This is a genomic window from Paenibacillus swuensis (genome assembly GCF_001644605.1).
GTDB lineage: Bacteria > Bacillota > Bacilli > Paenibacillales > DY6 > Paenibacillus_N > Paenibacillus_N swuensis.
This window is the reverse complement of sequence record NZ_CP011388.1, coordinates 2,443,644-2,458,173: the sequence shown is the minus strand read 5'-3', so window position 1 is coordinate 2,458,173 and position 14,530 is coordinate 2,443,644. Positions and strand designations below refer to the sequence as shown.

Here is a 14,530-nt window from a genome sequence, read left to right as displayed (position 1 = left end):
CGCTAACCTCCTATCTTCGCAGCCGCCGCGTGGAGCAACGGACCGAAGGTTTGCTGCATGGGTTCGGTAATAAGGGATGGATAAATACCCAGCAGCAGAATGAATGCCACCAAGGTGACCATAGGCAAAGCTTCCATGAACCGGGCGTCACGCAGATCGCGCTCCGCAAACAGAGAAGTACCGTACGTAATACTCAGCACGCCCCGCAGCATATAAACGGCCCCCAGAATGATCCCCAGCGTTCCCACCGCGGTGAGAACAGGCATGGATTTAAACAACCCGATGAACGACAGCAACTCCCCGATAAATCCGGAAAGTCCCGGCAACCCAATCGACGCCAGCCCCGCGAAAAGCAAGATGCCGGAGATGAAAGGAAGATTGGCGGCCAGCCCGCCAAGCCGATCTAACTCCGTTGTTTGTGTACGCTCATAGATGCTGCCTACAATCAGGAAGAGCAGTGCGGATATCAAGCCATGGGATATCATCTGATAGACCGCGCCCTGAAGCCCAACGGGATTCATCGCGGCGATTCCCAGGAGCACGATGCCCATATGACTGATACTGGAGTAGGCGAGGAGCAGTTTGAATTCATTTTGGACTAATGCAAGGACTGCTCCGTACAGAATATTAATGACCCCGAGCCCCGCAATCACCCACGCCCAACGTTCCGCTTGATCCGGGAAAAATCCGGCCCCAAACCGTATCAGACCGTAAGCTCCCATTTTCAGCAGAATGCCCGAGTGAATCATGACAATGGATGTCGGCGCTTCCGTATGAACTTTCAACATCCAAGTGTGGAACGGGAACACCGGCAGTTTAATGCCGAAAGCGATCAACAGCAAGAAGAAGATCATCCCCCGCATCCCCTCAGACAAAAAGAAAGGCACCGCGCCCGCGCCCTGATCCCCCGGATCTTGATTGACCGGTGCCTGAGGGTCTCTAAGATGCTCCATAATCGTTCCGATGTCCCCGCTATAGGAGATGCTCGCGGTCGTATCATTGACTTGGTTCATCGTAAAGCCTGCCGTCGTAATTAAAAGAATAAATGCCAGAAGCATGACGGCTGAGCCAATCCCGTTGTAAATCAGAAACTGATTTGCGGCTTTTTCCCGATGGACATAGCCCCATATGCCGACCAGGAAAAACATCGCCACAAGCGTGATCTCAAAGAAGAGGAAGAACAGAATCAGATCCCGAGCCATGAATACCCCGAGCATCCCGATCTCCAACAACAGAAAGAGGATATAAAAGGACTTCAAGCGCTTGCGGATTGTCAGGGAGGCCATGACCGCCATAAAGGCAATGAGTGAAGTCAGAAACACCAGCGGCAGGGATAGACCATCCACCGCCATCGTATAGTTAAACTGGTAAAAGTACGACGTGTACTGACTCAGCATCTCCGATTCCTGACTCAACGGGATTTGCAGGAACGCATAGGACTCCATAAATTGAGGCCCCTCGGCTATATGACTGAAATGACCGTACAGCCAGGCGGATCCCAACAAAGGAAGCGCGGCGGCGGAAACGGCGATGATCCGAATCCATTTGCCCTTCGTTTGCGACAGGAAGGCTATCAGGAGGATGCCGATCAGCGGCGAGAATGTAATGAGGGATAACAGCGGCCACGCTTGATTCAGCATCTACCCATACCTCCTTCCTACTAGCAAGATCACGAAGAGGACAAACCCCAGTAAACTGACCAGACCGTAGGTCTGCACCTGGCCGTTCTGCAGCTTGACGCCGTTTCGACCAAGTCCCACAGCGGCTCTGGCACTCATGCGAACGATGCCGCCAATCACAACATCGTCCAGTACCTGCAATACATGCCCCAACCCGCGAAGCGGCGCGACGATTATGCGGTCATACAGCTCGTCGATATAGTACTTCCGCTCCGTTAAGCGTGCTAACCAAGGGACTTGGCGAGACACGATATCTGCGGGAACGCTGCCTTTCTCATACATCAGATACCCAAGTATGATCCCGCCGATGCCTGCTAATGCCGACAGAACCATCACGATCAGATTCGCGTGTTCTTCCGCAGGCAGACCGGTCAGCCATTCGCCGAACCAACCGTTCCACGGCGTGGAGAGGAAGCCAGCCAGAACCGCGGGAACAGCAAGCAGGATCAGCGGCAAAGTCATGACAGGAGGCGATTCATGCACATGTTCTTGGTGTCCGTTCCGGGTTGGCCCGCTCCTCTTGCCGCCGAACACCAGGAAGTACAACCGCGCCATGTAGAATGCGGTAAAGAAGGCTGTAATTAACCCGATCCCGAACAGTAACTTATTCTCTTCATAAGCCACAGTCAGGATGGCGTCCTTGGACCAGAAGCCCGAAAACGGCGGGATGCCGGAAAGCGCCAAAGCCCCAATGGCGAAGGTGACCGCCGTGATCTTCATTTTGGATGCAAGACCGCCCATTTCGCGGATATCCTGACGGTGTAACGCGTGAATGACCGAACCTGCGCCGAGGAACAGCAGCGCTTTAAAAAAGGCGTGTGTCGTCAGATGGAACATGCCCGCCGATACGGAGCCCAGCCCAAGCGCCATCATCATATATCCCAGCTGACTGACGGTGGAATAAGCCAGAATGCGCTTGATGTCGTGCTGCGCCATGCCGATCGTGGCGGCAAATACGGCTGTGAACGCGCCGACGAGTGCGACAACCAAGAGCGCATCCGGAGATGCGGCAAAGATGTCGTAGGTTCGCACGATCAAGTATACGCCGGCCGCAACCATGGTCGCCGCGTGGATCAGCGCCGAGATCGGCGTCGGTCCTTCCATCGCATCGGGCAGCCAGGTATGGAGCGGGAATTGGCCTGATTTGCCGATGGCGCCGATAAAGATCAGAATCGCAATCAGCGTGGTCCAGCCCGGTGTGATTTCATTACCTGTGAAAGCGTTATGTATAGAGGTGAAATCCAGCGCATGTCCGGGCATCTGCCAGAAGAGAATCAGTATCGCCAGAAATAATCCCACGTCGCCGATCCGAGTGACGATGAAGGCTTTCTTGGCCGCAGCTTTCGCTTCCGGCTTGAAGAACCAGAACCCCACCAACAAGAATGAACAGACGCCGACAAGCTCCCAGAACACGTATAGCTGCAATAAATTCTGGGAAAGCACCAGTCCGAGCATTGAAAAGGTGAACAGGGATACATAGCCGTAGAACACCGTAATGCGTTCATCGCCATGCATATATCCTTTGGAATACAGATTTACCAGCAAGCTGACAAAGGTTACGACCACCATCATCCAGCTGTTGAGATTCGTGAGTTCGTAGCCCATGCTGAGCGCCGTATCCTCCAGCTGCAGCCAGTTATACGACCATGCGTAATCACTAACCGGCTTGCCTAAACGCGCAACCAGCGTGAGGACAGCCCATACAAAGGACATGCCGGTCAAGAGTGTGCTGATCCAGGCGCCCGCTTCCTTCATTTGCCTGCCGAAAGCTAATAGCAAGGTGAAAGAGACCAGGGGCAGCAAAGGAATGATCCAGGCGGTTTGGGAGTAAGACATGAGTTTCCTCCTAAGTAGTGCTTCTTAATGCTTCGACGCTTCGATGCTTCAATGCTTCATTTCGTCCATTTCCGTCACATCCACCGTGCCTTTGCGGCGATACAGCGCGATAAGAATGGCTATGCCCACGGCAACCTCCGCGGCGGCCACAGCCATCGTGAATAAAGAGAAGATCTGCCCCGTGAGCGACGGACCGACACCGTATTTGGCAAAGGCGATCAGGTTCAGGTTTACGGCGTTCAACATTAATTCCACCGAAAGCAGAACGATGACGGCATTGGACTTGGATAACGCCCCGTATAGCCCCAGGCAGAACAATACAGCAGCCAGGATGAGGTAGGAGGCAAGCATACCGGTCATGTTACTCCTCCTCCCTTTTGGCCAGAACAATCGCCCCGATGAACGCTACTGTCAGCAGCACCGACACCAATTCGAACGGCAGCACTTGCTCCGTATAAAGAAGCTTGCCGATCTCGAGCACATGATCTTCTCCTGCCTGAAGCGCCTCGCTTGCCGGAAATACAGCATCCCGAATCGCGAAGAACAAGATGCCGAACAGCGCGACAACTCCGATGAACAGCAGCGCTTGATGCCACGGACGGTGCGGTTCCTTGCCGTCTTCGCTATGCTTCGTCATCATAATGCCAAAGATCATCAGAATCGTAATCGCTCCGGCATAGATCAGGATTTGCACAAACGCCACAAACTCCGCGGAAAGCAGCAGATACAAACCCGCCAACCCGATAAAGGTAAACGCCAATGCGACCACCGAGTGTACGACTTTATCCAAGCTGACCATCAGCACCGCACCTGTAATCACGCAAACCGCGATGAACGTAAAGACCATAAATTCGCCGGACATCATGTTGACTTGGCCCCTCCCTTCGGGAGCGCTGAATTATTCTCCTTACGGATGAACTGATCGTTTTCGCTGAGCCACGCCATATTTTTGAACAGATCATCCCGGCTGTACGCGCTTAACTCGAAGTTATTCGTCATTACAATCGCCTCTGTCGGACATACCTCAGTGCACAGATCGCATAAGATGCATATTTCAAAATTAATATCATACGTGTCAATGACCTTGCCCTTCTTCTCGGGGTCGGGATTCGCTTTTCCTGTCAAGGTGATACAATCGGTCGGACATATTCGCGCACATTGATTGCAGACGATACATTTCTCCGGATCAAAATATTGAATACCCCGGAACCGGTCCGGCATCTGCAGCGGCACGTCAGGGTACATGTGTGTGACTTTCTTCTGGGTCATGGCTTTGAATGTGACGCCCATGCCTTTCATAATACCCTTCATCTCAACACTTCCCGTTCGTCTATTTGATGAACAATTCCATATATACGGCCGTTACAAAAATATTCAGCAAGGACAGCGGCAGAAGAACCTTCCACCCCATGCTCATCAGCTGATCGACTCGAATTCTCGGTAAAGTGCCGCGCAGCCAGATCAGGAAAAAGACGATAGCCGCGAATTTGAGCAGGAACCAGATCAGCCCGGGGATGAAATCCAGGAAAGCGAGCGGCGCCTGCCATCCGCCCAGAAACAACAGCGTCGTCAGTGCGGATATGGCGAATACGTAGACGTACTCGGCCAACATGAAGAAGGCGAAGCGAAAGCCGCTGTACTCGACATGGTAACCCGCGACAAGCTCGGATTCCGCCTCCGGCAGGTCGAACGGCGTCCGGTTCAGCTCGGAAATGCCGGCGACCACGAATACAGCGAAGCCTATAATTTGCGGCAGCACATTCCATTGCCAGAAGTTATCGCCTTGCTGCTGAACGACGGTCATCAGGTTCATACTGCCGCTCAGCATTATCACACCCGTAACTGAGATAACCAGCGGGACCTCGTAGCTGATCATTTGGGCCGCGGAACGCATGCCTCCGAGCAGGGAGTATTTATTGTTGGACGCCCAGCCCGCAATTACAATCCCGATTGTTGAAATTCCCGAAAGCGCCACATAATAGAGTACACCCGCATCCAGATTAGCAAAATGAAGCGTCTCCGTATACGGTATCGTAGCCAGTATTGAGAAGGACGGAATGAACGCGATGGCCGGGGCGATCGTGAACAGGAACCGGTCCGCTTTCTTGGGCACGGTGTCTTCTTTCATCAAGAGTTTGGCGATATCGGCCACCGACTGTAACAGCCCGAGCGGGCCTACACGGTTGGGTCCAATGCGGAATTGCATCCAACCCAGAATTTTGCGTTCAAAATAGATGGCGTAGGTTACAAAGAAGAGCACTATACCCAGCATGCACGCGCTAAGCAGGAACAATTGCAGGAAAACCGTCCATGTCATCGGCCCCTGTAGCAACTCGTTCATCATCAGCAGTCCACCTCGCCTACGACGATATCAATCCCGCCCAGAATGGTAATTAAATTCGTCATCGTCTCACCGACCAGCAGCTTGGGCAGAATTTGCAGGTTTACGAAGGAGGGACGGCGGAACTTGAGCCTGTAAGGCTCTTGCTTGCCCCTGGAGACGATATGACAGCCGATCTCCCCTCTGGGAGATTCAATGCGCGCATAGACTTCTCCTGCGGGCGGGCGGACGACACGCGGGACTTTCCCCATCGTCTCGCCTGAAGAAGGCATCTGCTCCAGCGCTTGCTCCAGAATGCGCAGGCTTTGACGAACCTCTTCCAGCCGGATGAGGTAGCGGTCGTAGCAATCTCCGTTGACGCCTGTCGGCACGTCGAATTCAAACCGATCGTAAATGCTGTAAGGCTGGTCCTTCCGCACATCCCATTTCACACCGGTGCAGCGAAGATTCGCTCCGCTCAAGCCGTAATCAATGGCTGTCTGCGCGTCATAGGCGCCAACTCCCTTGATCCGGGCCAGAAAAATCTCGTTGCCGCTGACCAGGTTGTTGTATTCTTCCAGCTTCTCCCGCATGTAAGGGATAAAGTCCCTCACCTTCTCGAGCCATCCTTCAGGCGCGTCCCATTTCACGCCGCCTACACGCATGTAGTTGTAGGTTAACCGGGCCCCGCAGAGTTCATTGAACAAGTCTATGATGATCTCCCTGTCTCGAAAGGCGAACAAGAACGGGCTCATTGCCCCGATATCCAACAAGTAGGTTCCCCACCAGACGAGGTGGCTGGCGATCCTTTGCAATTCCATCACGATCAACCGCATGTACTCGGCTCGTTCCGGGATTTCCAGACCCATCAACGTCTCTACTGCATGAACCAGAACATAATTGTTCGTCATGGCGGACACATAATCCATTCGATCCGTATACGGAATAATCTGTGTATAACTCAAGTTCTCGGCTAGCTTCTCCGTTCCCCTGTGCAGATAGCCCATGACCGGGTCGGCCGCTGTGATGATCTCACCGTCAAGCTGAACGACAATCCGGAATACACCGTGTGTGCTCGGATGTTGGGGGCCGACGTTCAATAGCAATTCTTCTGTACGTATCAAGCTGCGATTACACCTCCGGATCTAGCGGCTCATAATCTTTGCGTAGCGGGTGACCCACCCAGTCATCGGACATCATAATTCTGCGCAGATCCGGGTGGCCGGGAAATTGTATCCCGAGCAGGTCGTAGATCTCCCTTTCATTCCAGTTCGCTGTACTCCAGATTGGTGTAACCGAAGGAATAGATGGCTGTTCCCGGTCCGTTCTTACTTTAAAGCAATAATCCTGCTTATGCTCAAGGGAGATCAGGTGATATACGGCTTCCAGATGGGTTTCATGATCCACCCCGGATAGGTTGCGCAGATAAGTTAATTGCAAGGATGGATGGAATTTAAGAAGCTCGGCTGTTTCGTACCAAAAGGCGGAATGGATCGTTAAGGTTGGGATATGACGATCCAGTTCGTTGATATGAGCTTCCTCCACCGCGCCCGGTGCCACCTCTGCCCGGATTAAGGCCGCCAGTTGATCCAGCAGAGGTTGATTGGGTGAAGGAGGTTTGGGCTCGGCAGGCGTTTCCTCTTCCGATGCTTTCGCTCTGGCGGCGGCGCGTGCGGCACGGGCTTCAGCAGCCGCCGCGGCTTTAGCTTCTTTATCGGGGTTCGGAGCGGAATCCATGATGTCGGGGGTATTCTTGTTATCGACCTCGCTCATCGGCCCGTCACCCTCTTCCCTGTCTTGGCTTCGTAGCGTATTTTCTCTTGCAGCTTGTTGATTCCGTAGATTAAAGCGGCTGGATTAGGCGGGCATCCGGGAATATAGACATCGACCGGGACGATCTGATCCACGCCTTTAATTACCGCATAGGATTTAATGTAAGGACCGCCTGCCGTAGCGCAAGAACCCATAGCAATTACCCATTTCGGCTCGGGCATCTGGTCATAGAGCCGCTTTAACAACGGACCCATCTTCTTCGTTACCGTACCGGCTACAATCATCACATCGGATTGCCGCGGCGAGGTACGGAACATGACGCCGAAGCGGTCCAGATCATAGTGGGAAGCGCCCGTGCCCATCATCTCAATTGCACAACAGGCGAGTCCGAACGTCATCGGCCACAGGGAGTTACTTCGGGCCCAGGCTTTAAGCTGCTCTAATGTGACAAAGAACACGTTGCGTTCCAGTTCTTCGCGATCCTCAGGTGAAATTGATTCTAGATTGAATTCCACTTCAGCACCTTCTTCTTCCAGGCATACAGGAAAGCCACACCCAGCATGATTACGAAAATAAACATCTCCACTAGCGCAAACAGACCCAATTGATTGTAAGCGACAGCCCACGGATAAAGGAAGACCGTCTCAATGTCAAAAATGACGAACATCAATGCAAACAGATAGTAGCGGATATTAAACCGGATATGGCTGTCCCCGACAGGTTCGTTACCGCTTTCATAAGTGGACTGCTTCGCCTCGGTAGGTTTGTTCGGGCGCAATAGGCGCCCCACGGATAAGGCAACAACCGGTAGCAGCACAGACAGTCCGATAAATATGGCCAAAATCACATAATGGTTCGAGTACATTGCCCGACATCGCCCTCCGTTGATTTATAGAAATTACTTATAAATAAAATGTGATTTGGTAATAAAACCCCTTACATTATAACAAAAGGGTTTGATTTCCGTCTATTGCCAAGTGTGTGAAAATTGAGCGATTTCAGATATGAATGCAAAAAAAGAGCACAGGCGTTAGCCCATGCTCTCTCATGTTACTTATTAAGAATGTTAATCCGGTTGATTGCTCTTTGGAGCGACAGTTCCGCACGGCGTAGATCCACATCTTTGTGCTTGCCTGTAAGGCGCTGTTCAGCGCGCTCTTTGGCAGCCCGCGCACGTTCGATGTCGATATTCGCAGGCAGTTCCGCGCTTTCCGCCAGAATAACCACCTTATCTTTGCGGACTTCAACGAAGCCGCCGCCGACGGCGATCACTTCCTCGGTATTGCCCTTCTTTACCTTTACAGGCGCGATCTTCAGAGGCGTTACCATCGGAATATGATTCGGCAGGATGCCCAGCTGGCCTTCCACACCGTTCACCACGACCATGTCCACTTGCTCAGCGTAAACTTTACGCTCAGGCGTGACAATTTCTAACAGTAATGTGCTCATGCTTTTCCTCCTAAGAAACGCATCAAGGTGAAACGGCTGCCGCCTGAAGTTAGACGGGCAGCTCGTATCATTCCGGAGAAATATCGATAGAGTATTAGCGAACTAATACGATCGTATATTAAACGGTTTTGGCTTTCTCGACAGCTTCTTCAATTGTGCCCACGTACATGAAAGCCGCTTCCGGCAATTCGTCATGCTTGCCTTCAAGGATTTCTTTGAAGCTGCGTACTGTTTCTTTAACCGGTACGTATTTACCTTTAAGACCTGTAAACTGCTCGGCAACGTGGAACGGTTGGGACAAGAAACGCTGCACTTTACGCGCGCGTTGCACCGTCAGTTTATCTTCCTCGGACAACTCATCCATACCCAGGATGGCGATGATGTCTTGAAGTTCTTTATAACGCTGCAACAGACGCTTAACGCCTTGGGCTACGTTATAATGCTCTTCGCCGACAACATCAGGCGCAAGGATACGGGATGAAGATGCGAGCGGATCTACCGCAGGGAAGATACCAAGCTCGGAAATTTTACGCTCCAGGTTCGTTGTTGCGTCCAAGTGAGCGAACGTCGTTGCCGGAGCCGGATCCGTATAGTCATCGGCAGGAACGTAGATCGCTTGAATGGAAGTAACGGAACCCTTCTTCGTGGAAGTGATACGCTCTTGCAATTGACCCATCTCCGTAGCAAGCGTAGGTTGGTAACCTACCGCGGACGGCATGCGGCCCAGCAAAGCGGATACTTCAGAACCCGCTTGAGTAAAGCGGAAGATGTTATCGATGAACAGAAGTACGTCTTTACCTTCTTGGTCACGGAAGTATTCTGCCATTGTAAGACCCGTCAAAGCTACGCGAAGACGCGCGCCCGGCGGCTCGTTCATCTGACCGAAGATCATCGCCGTCTTGTTGATAACGCCGGAATCTTTCATCTCATGGTACAAGTCATTTCCTTCACGTGTTCTCTCGCCAACACCCGCGAATACGGAGATACCGCCGTGCTCTTGCGCGATGTTGTTGATCAGTTCTTGAATCGTTACCGTTTTACCTACGCCGGCACCGCCGAACAGACCGATTTTACCGCCCTTGGCGTAAGGAGCCAGAAGGTCGATAACTTTAATGCCTGTCTCAAGGATCTCCGCTTGCGTGGAAAGCTCGTCGAAAGCAGGTGCTTGTCTGTGGATCGGCATGCTTTGTGTGGATACAACGTCACCCGCGTTATCAATCGGCTCACCCAGAACGTTAAAGATACGGCCTAGTGTAGGCGCGCCAACAGGAACGGAAATCGGGGATCCAAGGTCAAGCGCTTCTGTTCCGCGAACCAGACCGTCCGTGGTGGACATCGCTACGCAACGAACAAGGTTATCGCCTAAGTGAACCGCAACTTCCGCAATCAGGGAGATGTCTTTCTCGCCCGGAGTTTGCGCTTTGCGTTCAATCTTGATGGCATTATAAATTTCAGGCAGGTTTCCACGTTCGAATTCAACGTCGACAACCGGTCCCGTGACGACTACAACGCGCCCTTTATTCATTAGCTTAACCTCCTTAAACCTTTGTGTTTACTATGGGAATGTGGCTTAGTTCTGAGCGTTCGCTCCGGCCACGATCTCGGAAATTTCTTGGGTGATGGCGGCTTGACGCGCGCGGTTATAGATCAACGTGTATTGGTTAATCATCTTCGTCGCGTTCTTCGTCGCGCTGCCCATCGCCGTCATCTTCGCACCGAACTCACTTGCTTTAGCGTCAAGAAGAGCACTGAAAATCAGCGTTTCCGCGTATTTCGGCAGCAATACCTCAAGGACGCCTTCCGCAGAAGGTTCGTATTCATAAGCAGCGGTTCCGGATGCCGCCGTAACTTCTTCCAGAGGAAGCAGTCGGGTCATGACCGGAATTTGAGTCAGAGCGTTCACGAATTCGTTGTACACGATGTACAATTCATCATACGTTCCGTTCTCAAAGTTACCTACTGCCGCGGAGGCAATCGACTTGATATCGGAGAAGACAGGAGCGTCGCTTAAGCCTGTTACTTCTTCAATAATAGCCATGTCTCTGCGCTTAAAGTAATCGCGGCCTTTACGTCCGATCACGAACAGCGCGTACTCGCTGCTGGACTTGTGATTGGCGCGAATGGTTGTCATTACCTTACGGATGACGTTGGCGTTATAGCCCCCTGCTAAACCGCGGTCCGAAGTGATAATTAAATATCCGGTCTTCTTGATTTCGCGGGACTCCAGCATCGGGTGCTTCACACCTTTGGTGCCTGCTGCGATGCTTGCAACAACTTCCTTCAGCTTTTCAGCATAAGGACGTGCGGCTTCAGCGGCTTCCTGAGACTTTCTCAGTTTGGCTGCGGCAACCATCTCCATCGCTTTCGTAATTTGGCGCGTGTTTTGAATACTTTTGATTTGGCGTTTAATGTCGCGCATTCCTTTGGCCATGCTCTTCACCTGCCTTTACTTCTATATATCCGTTAGGGTTTGACCGAAGTCAAACCCGTTTAATTCATGTTAAACTCCTGTTGCGAAGCCTTTTTTGAATTTCTCGATGGCAGCTACAAGCGCCTTCTCGTTATCCGCAGTCAAGTCTTTCGTGTCGCGGATCGATTGAAGAACTTCAGCGTTGTTCGCATCGATGTAAGAAAGGAATTCTTTCTCGAAGCGGCCAACATCGCCAACCGGAATTTCATCAAGGAAGCCTTTAATCGCCGTGTAGATGGAAATAACTTGCTTCTCAACCGGCAAAGGTTGATTCACACCTTGTTTCAGGATTTCCATCGTGCGGGCACCACGGTTCAGACGAGCTTGAGTCGATTTATCCAAGTCGGATCCGAACTGTGCGAACGCGGCAAGCTCACGGTATTGTGCAAGGTCCAAACGCAGCGTACCGGCAACTTTCTTCATCGCCTTAATCTGTGCGGAACCCCCTACACGGGATACGGAGATACCTACGTTGATCGCCGGACGTTGACCTGCATAGAACAAGTCCGCTTCCAGGAAGATCTGTCCGTCCGTAATGGAGATTACGTTCGTCGGGATGTATGCGGAAACGTCGGAAGCTTGAGTCTCGATGAACGGCAATGCAGTCATCGAACCGCCGCCATGCTCTTCGCTCAGTTTCGCCGCGCGCTCAAGCAAACGGGAATGCAAGTAGAACACGTCGCCCGGATAGGCTTCACGGCCCGGAGGACGCTTCAGAAGCAAGGAAAGCTCACGGTAAGCCGCGGCTTGCTTCGTCAAATCATCATAGATGATCAGAACGTGCTCGCCCTTGTACATGAAGTACTCACCCATTGCCGCACCGGAGTATGGCGCTAGGAATTGAAGCGGAGCAGGCTCGGAAGCGGAAGCTGTAACAACGATTGTGTAATCCAAAGCGCCGTTACGACGAAGCGTTTCCACTACGTTCGCAACCGTGGATTGTTTCTGACCGATCGCAACGTAGATACATTTCACGCCATTACCTTTTTGGTTAATGATCGTGTCGATCGCGATTGCGGTTTTACCGGTTTGACGGTCACCGATGATCAACTCACGTTGTCCGCGGCCAATCGGCACCATCGCGTCAATCGCTTTAATACCTGTTTGCATCGGCTCATGAACGGATTTACGCTCGATTACGCCTGGTGCAGGGGATTCTACGGGACGGAACGCTGTAGTAGCGATCGGGCCTTTGCCGTCAACCGGCAAACCCAATGCGTTCACTACGCGGCCAAGAAGAGCTTCGCCTACAGGAACTTCCATGATGCGGCCTGTGCGTTTCACTTGGTCGCCTTCGCGGATTTCCGTGTAAGGGCCGAGGATAACGACACCCACGTTGTCTTCTTCAAGGTTAAGCGCCATACCTACAACGCCGTTAGAAAATTCAAGCAACTCACCGGACATGGCGTTGGCCAGACCGTGAACGCGAGCAATACCGTCACCAACTTGAATAACGGTACCTACGTCGTAAACTTGCATTTCCGATTTATATTGATCAATCTGCTGCTTAATCAAAGAGCTGATTTCTTCAGGTCTGATACTCAATTTTCTTCACCCCTATCTACAGTGCTTGAGCTTGCTTCAAAGATTGTTCCAAGCGAGCCAGCTTGCCGGACAGGCTTCCGTCGTAAAGGCGATCGCCGATGCGAACTTGAATGCCGCCGATTAAGCTCTTGTCGATTACATTTTCAATACGAATGGTCTTGCCGGTGATACGGCTGAACTTCTCGGAAACCTCGCGCTGTTCTTCCTCTGTTAGAGGGAACGCGGATGTAACCACAGCGTCGGCCAGATCCAGCTTCTCGCCGGCGATCTTAACGTAAGCTGTGTACAGAGCCGCGGGAAGCGATTCCCGGCCTTTGTCCATCAGCAAACGCAGCGTACCCATCACTTGCTCCGATACTTGCCCGGCAAATGCCTTCTCTAACAGAGAAGTCTTAGCCTCGGCAGGTACGCCCGGATGTTTCAGGAACGCTTGCAATTCTTTATCCGAATCAATCGTTTCCACGACCAATTTCAGTTCACGCTCGGTTTGTGCTCCCTGCCCCTTCTCATGGGCCAGTTCGAACAAGGCTCTTGCGTATCTCTTAGCGACTATGGATTCGCGGCTCATACGTTGCCTCCTACCTTATTAAGGTATTGGTCAACCAATTGCTCTTGAGCTTTCTCATCCACTTGCTTCTCAAGAATTTTCGATGCGATCTTCACGGACAAGCCGCCCACTTCACCGCGCAATGCGGCGATCGCTTTGTTCTTCTCGCTGTCGATATCTTTCACAGCATCGTCTTTCAACTTCGCCGCTTCTTCTTTAGCCGTACGAATAATCTCGTCCGCTTGCTTCGTGCTTGTCGCACGGGATTGCTCGATAATACCGTAAGCTTCTTTGCGAGCTTCTTGAATAGCCGCTTTCTGCTCTTCCATCAGCTTCGCGCTCTCCGCACGGTTCTTCTCGGCTTCCTGCATTTCGCCCAGGACGTGCTCTCTGCGCTTCTCCATAATGCTGAACAACGGACCGAAAGCGTATTTATGCAATAAGAAATACAGAATCGCAAACGATACGATCGCGATTAATGACGATTCCCAAACTATAGTCAAATCAGGTCACTCCCTTCTGGAAGGCTTCTATAATCAATCATGTGTATATGACTTGTAAGCAAAATGAAGGCGTGGAAGGCACAGGCCTCCCGCGCCGTGTGTACGTATTACTCGGCAGCTCCGTAGAACAAGAACGCCATTACTACTGTGATAATCGGAATCGCCTCGACCAAACCTACCCCGATAAACATTGTTGTTTGTAGAGGTCCTTTAAGTTCTGGTTGACGAGCGATACCTTCAACTGTCTTACTTACGATCAAACCGTTACCCAAACCTGCGCCAAGTGCACCAAGGCCAATTGCGATAGCTGCTGCTAGAAATTCCATTATAGAATATCCTCCCTTAAAATAAGTATAATTTAAATTTATTTGCTGCCCATTTCAGTTAATAAAATGAGGTTGTTACCGG

General features: G+C 51.8%; 17 protein-coding genes. All 17 read right to left on the bottom strand.

What is annotated here, in order from left to right:
- Positions 1 to 2 precede the first annotated feature (2 nt).
- Positions 3 to 1,640: a complex I subunit 4 family protein gene (locus SY83_RS10765; RefSeq protein ID WP_068606375.1), complete on the bottom strand. Its 1,638-nt coding sequence runs from the start codon at positions 1,638 to 1,640 to the stop codon at positions 3 to 5.
- On the bottom strand, positions 1,641 to 3,515 hold the full coding sequence (gene nuoL, locus SY83_RS10760; RefSeq protein ID WP_068606373.1) for an NADH-quinone oxidoreductase subunit L: 1,875 nt from the start codon (positions 3,513 to 3,515) through the stop codon (positions 1,641 to 1,643). It lies immediately after the preceding gene.
- Between the two features lie 48 nt (positions 3,516 to 3,563).
- The gene (nuoK, locus tag SY83_RS10755) at positions 3,564 to 3,875 is read right to left on the bottom strand and encodes an NADH-quinone oxidoreductase subunit NuoK (RefSeq protein ID WP_068606371.1); all 312 of its coding nucleotides are present in this window, start codon (positions 3,873 to 3,875) and stop codon (positions 3,564 to 3,566) included.
- A 1-nt stretch (position 3,876) separates the two neighbouring features.
- Positions 3,877 to 4,380 (bottom strand): NADH-quinone oxidoreductase subunit J, encoded by a 504-nt coding sequence (locus tag SY83_RS10750; protein WP_068606369.1) that lies wholly within the window; start codon positions 4,378 to 4,380, stop codon positions 3,877 to 3,879.
- Complete coding sequence (gene nuoI / locus SY83_RS10745) at positions 4,377 to 4,826, bottom strand: NADH-quinone oxidoreductase subunit NuoI (RefSeq protein WP_068606367.1); 450 nt, start codon at positions 4,824 to 4,826, stop codon at positions 4,377 to 4,379. The genes SY83_RS10750 and nuoI overlap by 4 nt, the downstream gene beginning before the upstream one ends.
- A gap of 19 nt (positions 4,827 to 4,845) precedes the next feature.
- Positions 4,846 to 5,856: an NADH-quinone oxidoreductase subunit NuoH gene (gene nuoH, locus SY83_RS10740; protein ID WP_068611046.1), complete on the bottom strand. Its 1,011-nt coding sequence runs from the start codon at positions 5,854 to 5,856 to the stop codon at positions 4,846 to 4,848.
- A 2-nt stretch (positions 5,857 to 5,858) separates the two neighbouring features.
- Positions 5,859 to 6,959, bottom strand: a complete 1,101-nt coding sequence (locus SY83_RS10735; RefSeq protein ID WP_068606365.1) for an NADH-quinone oxidoreductase subunit D — start codon at positions 6,957 to 6,959, stop codon at positions 5,859 to 5,861.
- Positions 6,960 to 6,966: 7 nt separating this feature from the next.
- The gene (locus SY83_RS10730; RefSeq protein ID WP_082882468.1) at positions 6,967 to 7,608 is read right to left on the bottom strand and encodes an NADH-quinone oxidoreductase subunit C; all 642 of its coding nucleotides are present in this window, start codon (positions 7,606 to 7,608) and stop codon (positions 6,967 to 6,969) included.
- Entirely contained in the window at positions 7,605 to 8,123 is a 519-nt protein-coding gene (locus SY83_RS10725) for a NuoB/complex I 20 kDa subunit family protein (protein WP_068606363.1), read from the bottom strand. The genes SY83_RS10730 and SY83_RS10725 overlap by 4 nt, the downstream gene beginning before the upstream one ends.
- Entirely contained in the window at positions 8,108 to 8,473 is a 366-nt protein-coding gene (locus tag SY83_RS10720; protein ID WP_068606361.1) for an NADH-quinone oxidoreductase subunit A, read from the bottom strand. Before SY83_RS10720 ends, SY83_RS10725 begins: the two co-directional genes overlap by 16 nt.
- Before the next feature lie 185 nt (positions 8,474 to 8,658).
- A complete protein-coding gene (locus SY83_RS10715; protein WP_068606359.1) occupies positions 8,659 to 9,057 on the bottom strand; it encodes a F0F1 ATP synthase subunit epsilon in 399 nt (132 codons plus the stop codon).
- Positions 9,058 to 9,175: 118 nt separating this feature from the next.
- Positions 9,176 to 10,582: a F0F1 ATP synthase subunit beta gene (atpD, locus tag SY83_RS10710; protein WP_068606358.1), complete on the bottom strand. Its 1,407-nt coding sequence runs from the start codon at positions 10,580 to 10,582 to the stop codon at positions 9,176 to 9,178.
- 45 nt (positions 10,583 to 10,627) lie between these two features.
- Complete coding sequence (atpG, locus tag SY83_RS10705; RefSeq protein ID WP_068606356.1) at positions 10,628 to 11,488, bottom strand: ATP synthase F1 subunit gamma; 861 nt, start codon at positions 11,486 to 11,488, stop codon at positions 10,628 to 10,630.
- 69 nt (positions 11,489 to 11,557) lie between these two features.
- Positions 11,558 to 13,072: a F0F1 ATP synthase subunit alpha gene (gene atpA, locus SY83_RS10700; protein WP_068606354.1), complete on the bottom strand. Its 1,515-nt coding sequence runs from the start codon at positions 13,070 to 13,072 to the stop codon at positions 11,558 to 11,560.
- Between the two features lie 16 nt (positions 13,073 to 13,088).
- Positions 13,089 to 13,640 carry a F0F1 ATP synthase subunit delta gene (locus tag SY83_RS10695; protein ID WP_068606352.1) on the bottom strand — a complete coding sequence of 184 codons (552 nt, stop codon included), beginning with the start codon at positions 13,638 to 13,640 and terminating at the stop codon, positions 13,089 to 13,091.
- Entirely contained in the window at positions 13,637 to 14,122 is a 486-nt protein-coding gene (gene atpF, locus SY83_RS10690) for a F0F1 ATP synthase subunit B (protein ID WP_068606350.1), read from the bottom strand. The genes SY83_RS10695 and atpF overlap by 4 nt, the downstream gene beginning before the upstream one ends.
- Positions 14,123 to 14,229: 107 nt before the next feature.
- Positions 14,230 to 14,448 carry a F0F1 ATP synthase subunit C gene (gene atpE, locus SY83_RS10685; RefSeq protein ID WP_068606348.1) on the bottom strand — a complete coding sequence of 73 codons (219 nt, stop codon included), beginning with the start codon at positions 14,446 to 14,448 and terminating at the stop codon, positions 14,230 to 14,232.
- Between the last annotated feature and the right edge of the window lie 82 nt (positions 14,449 to 14,530).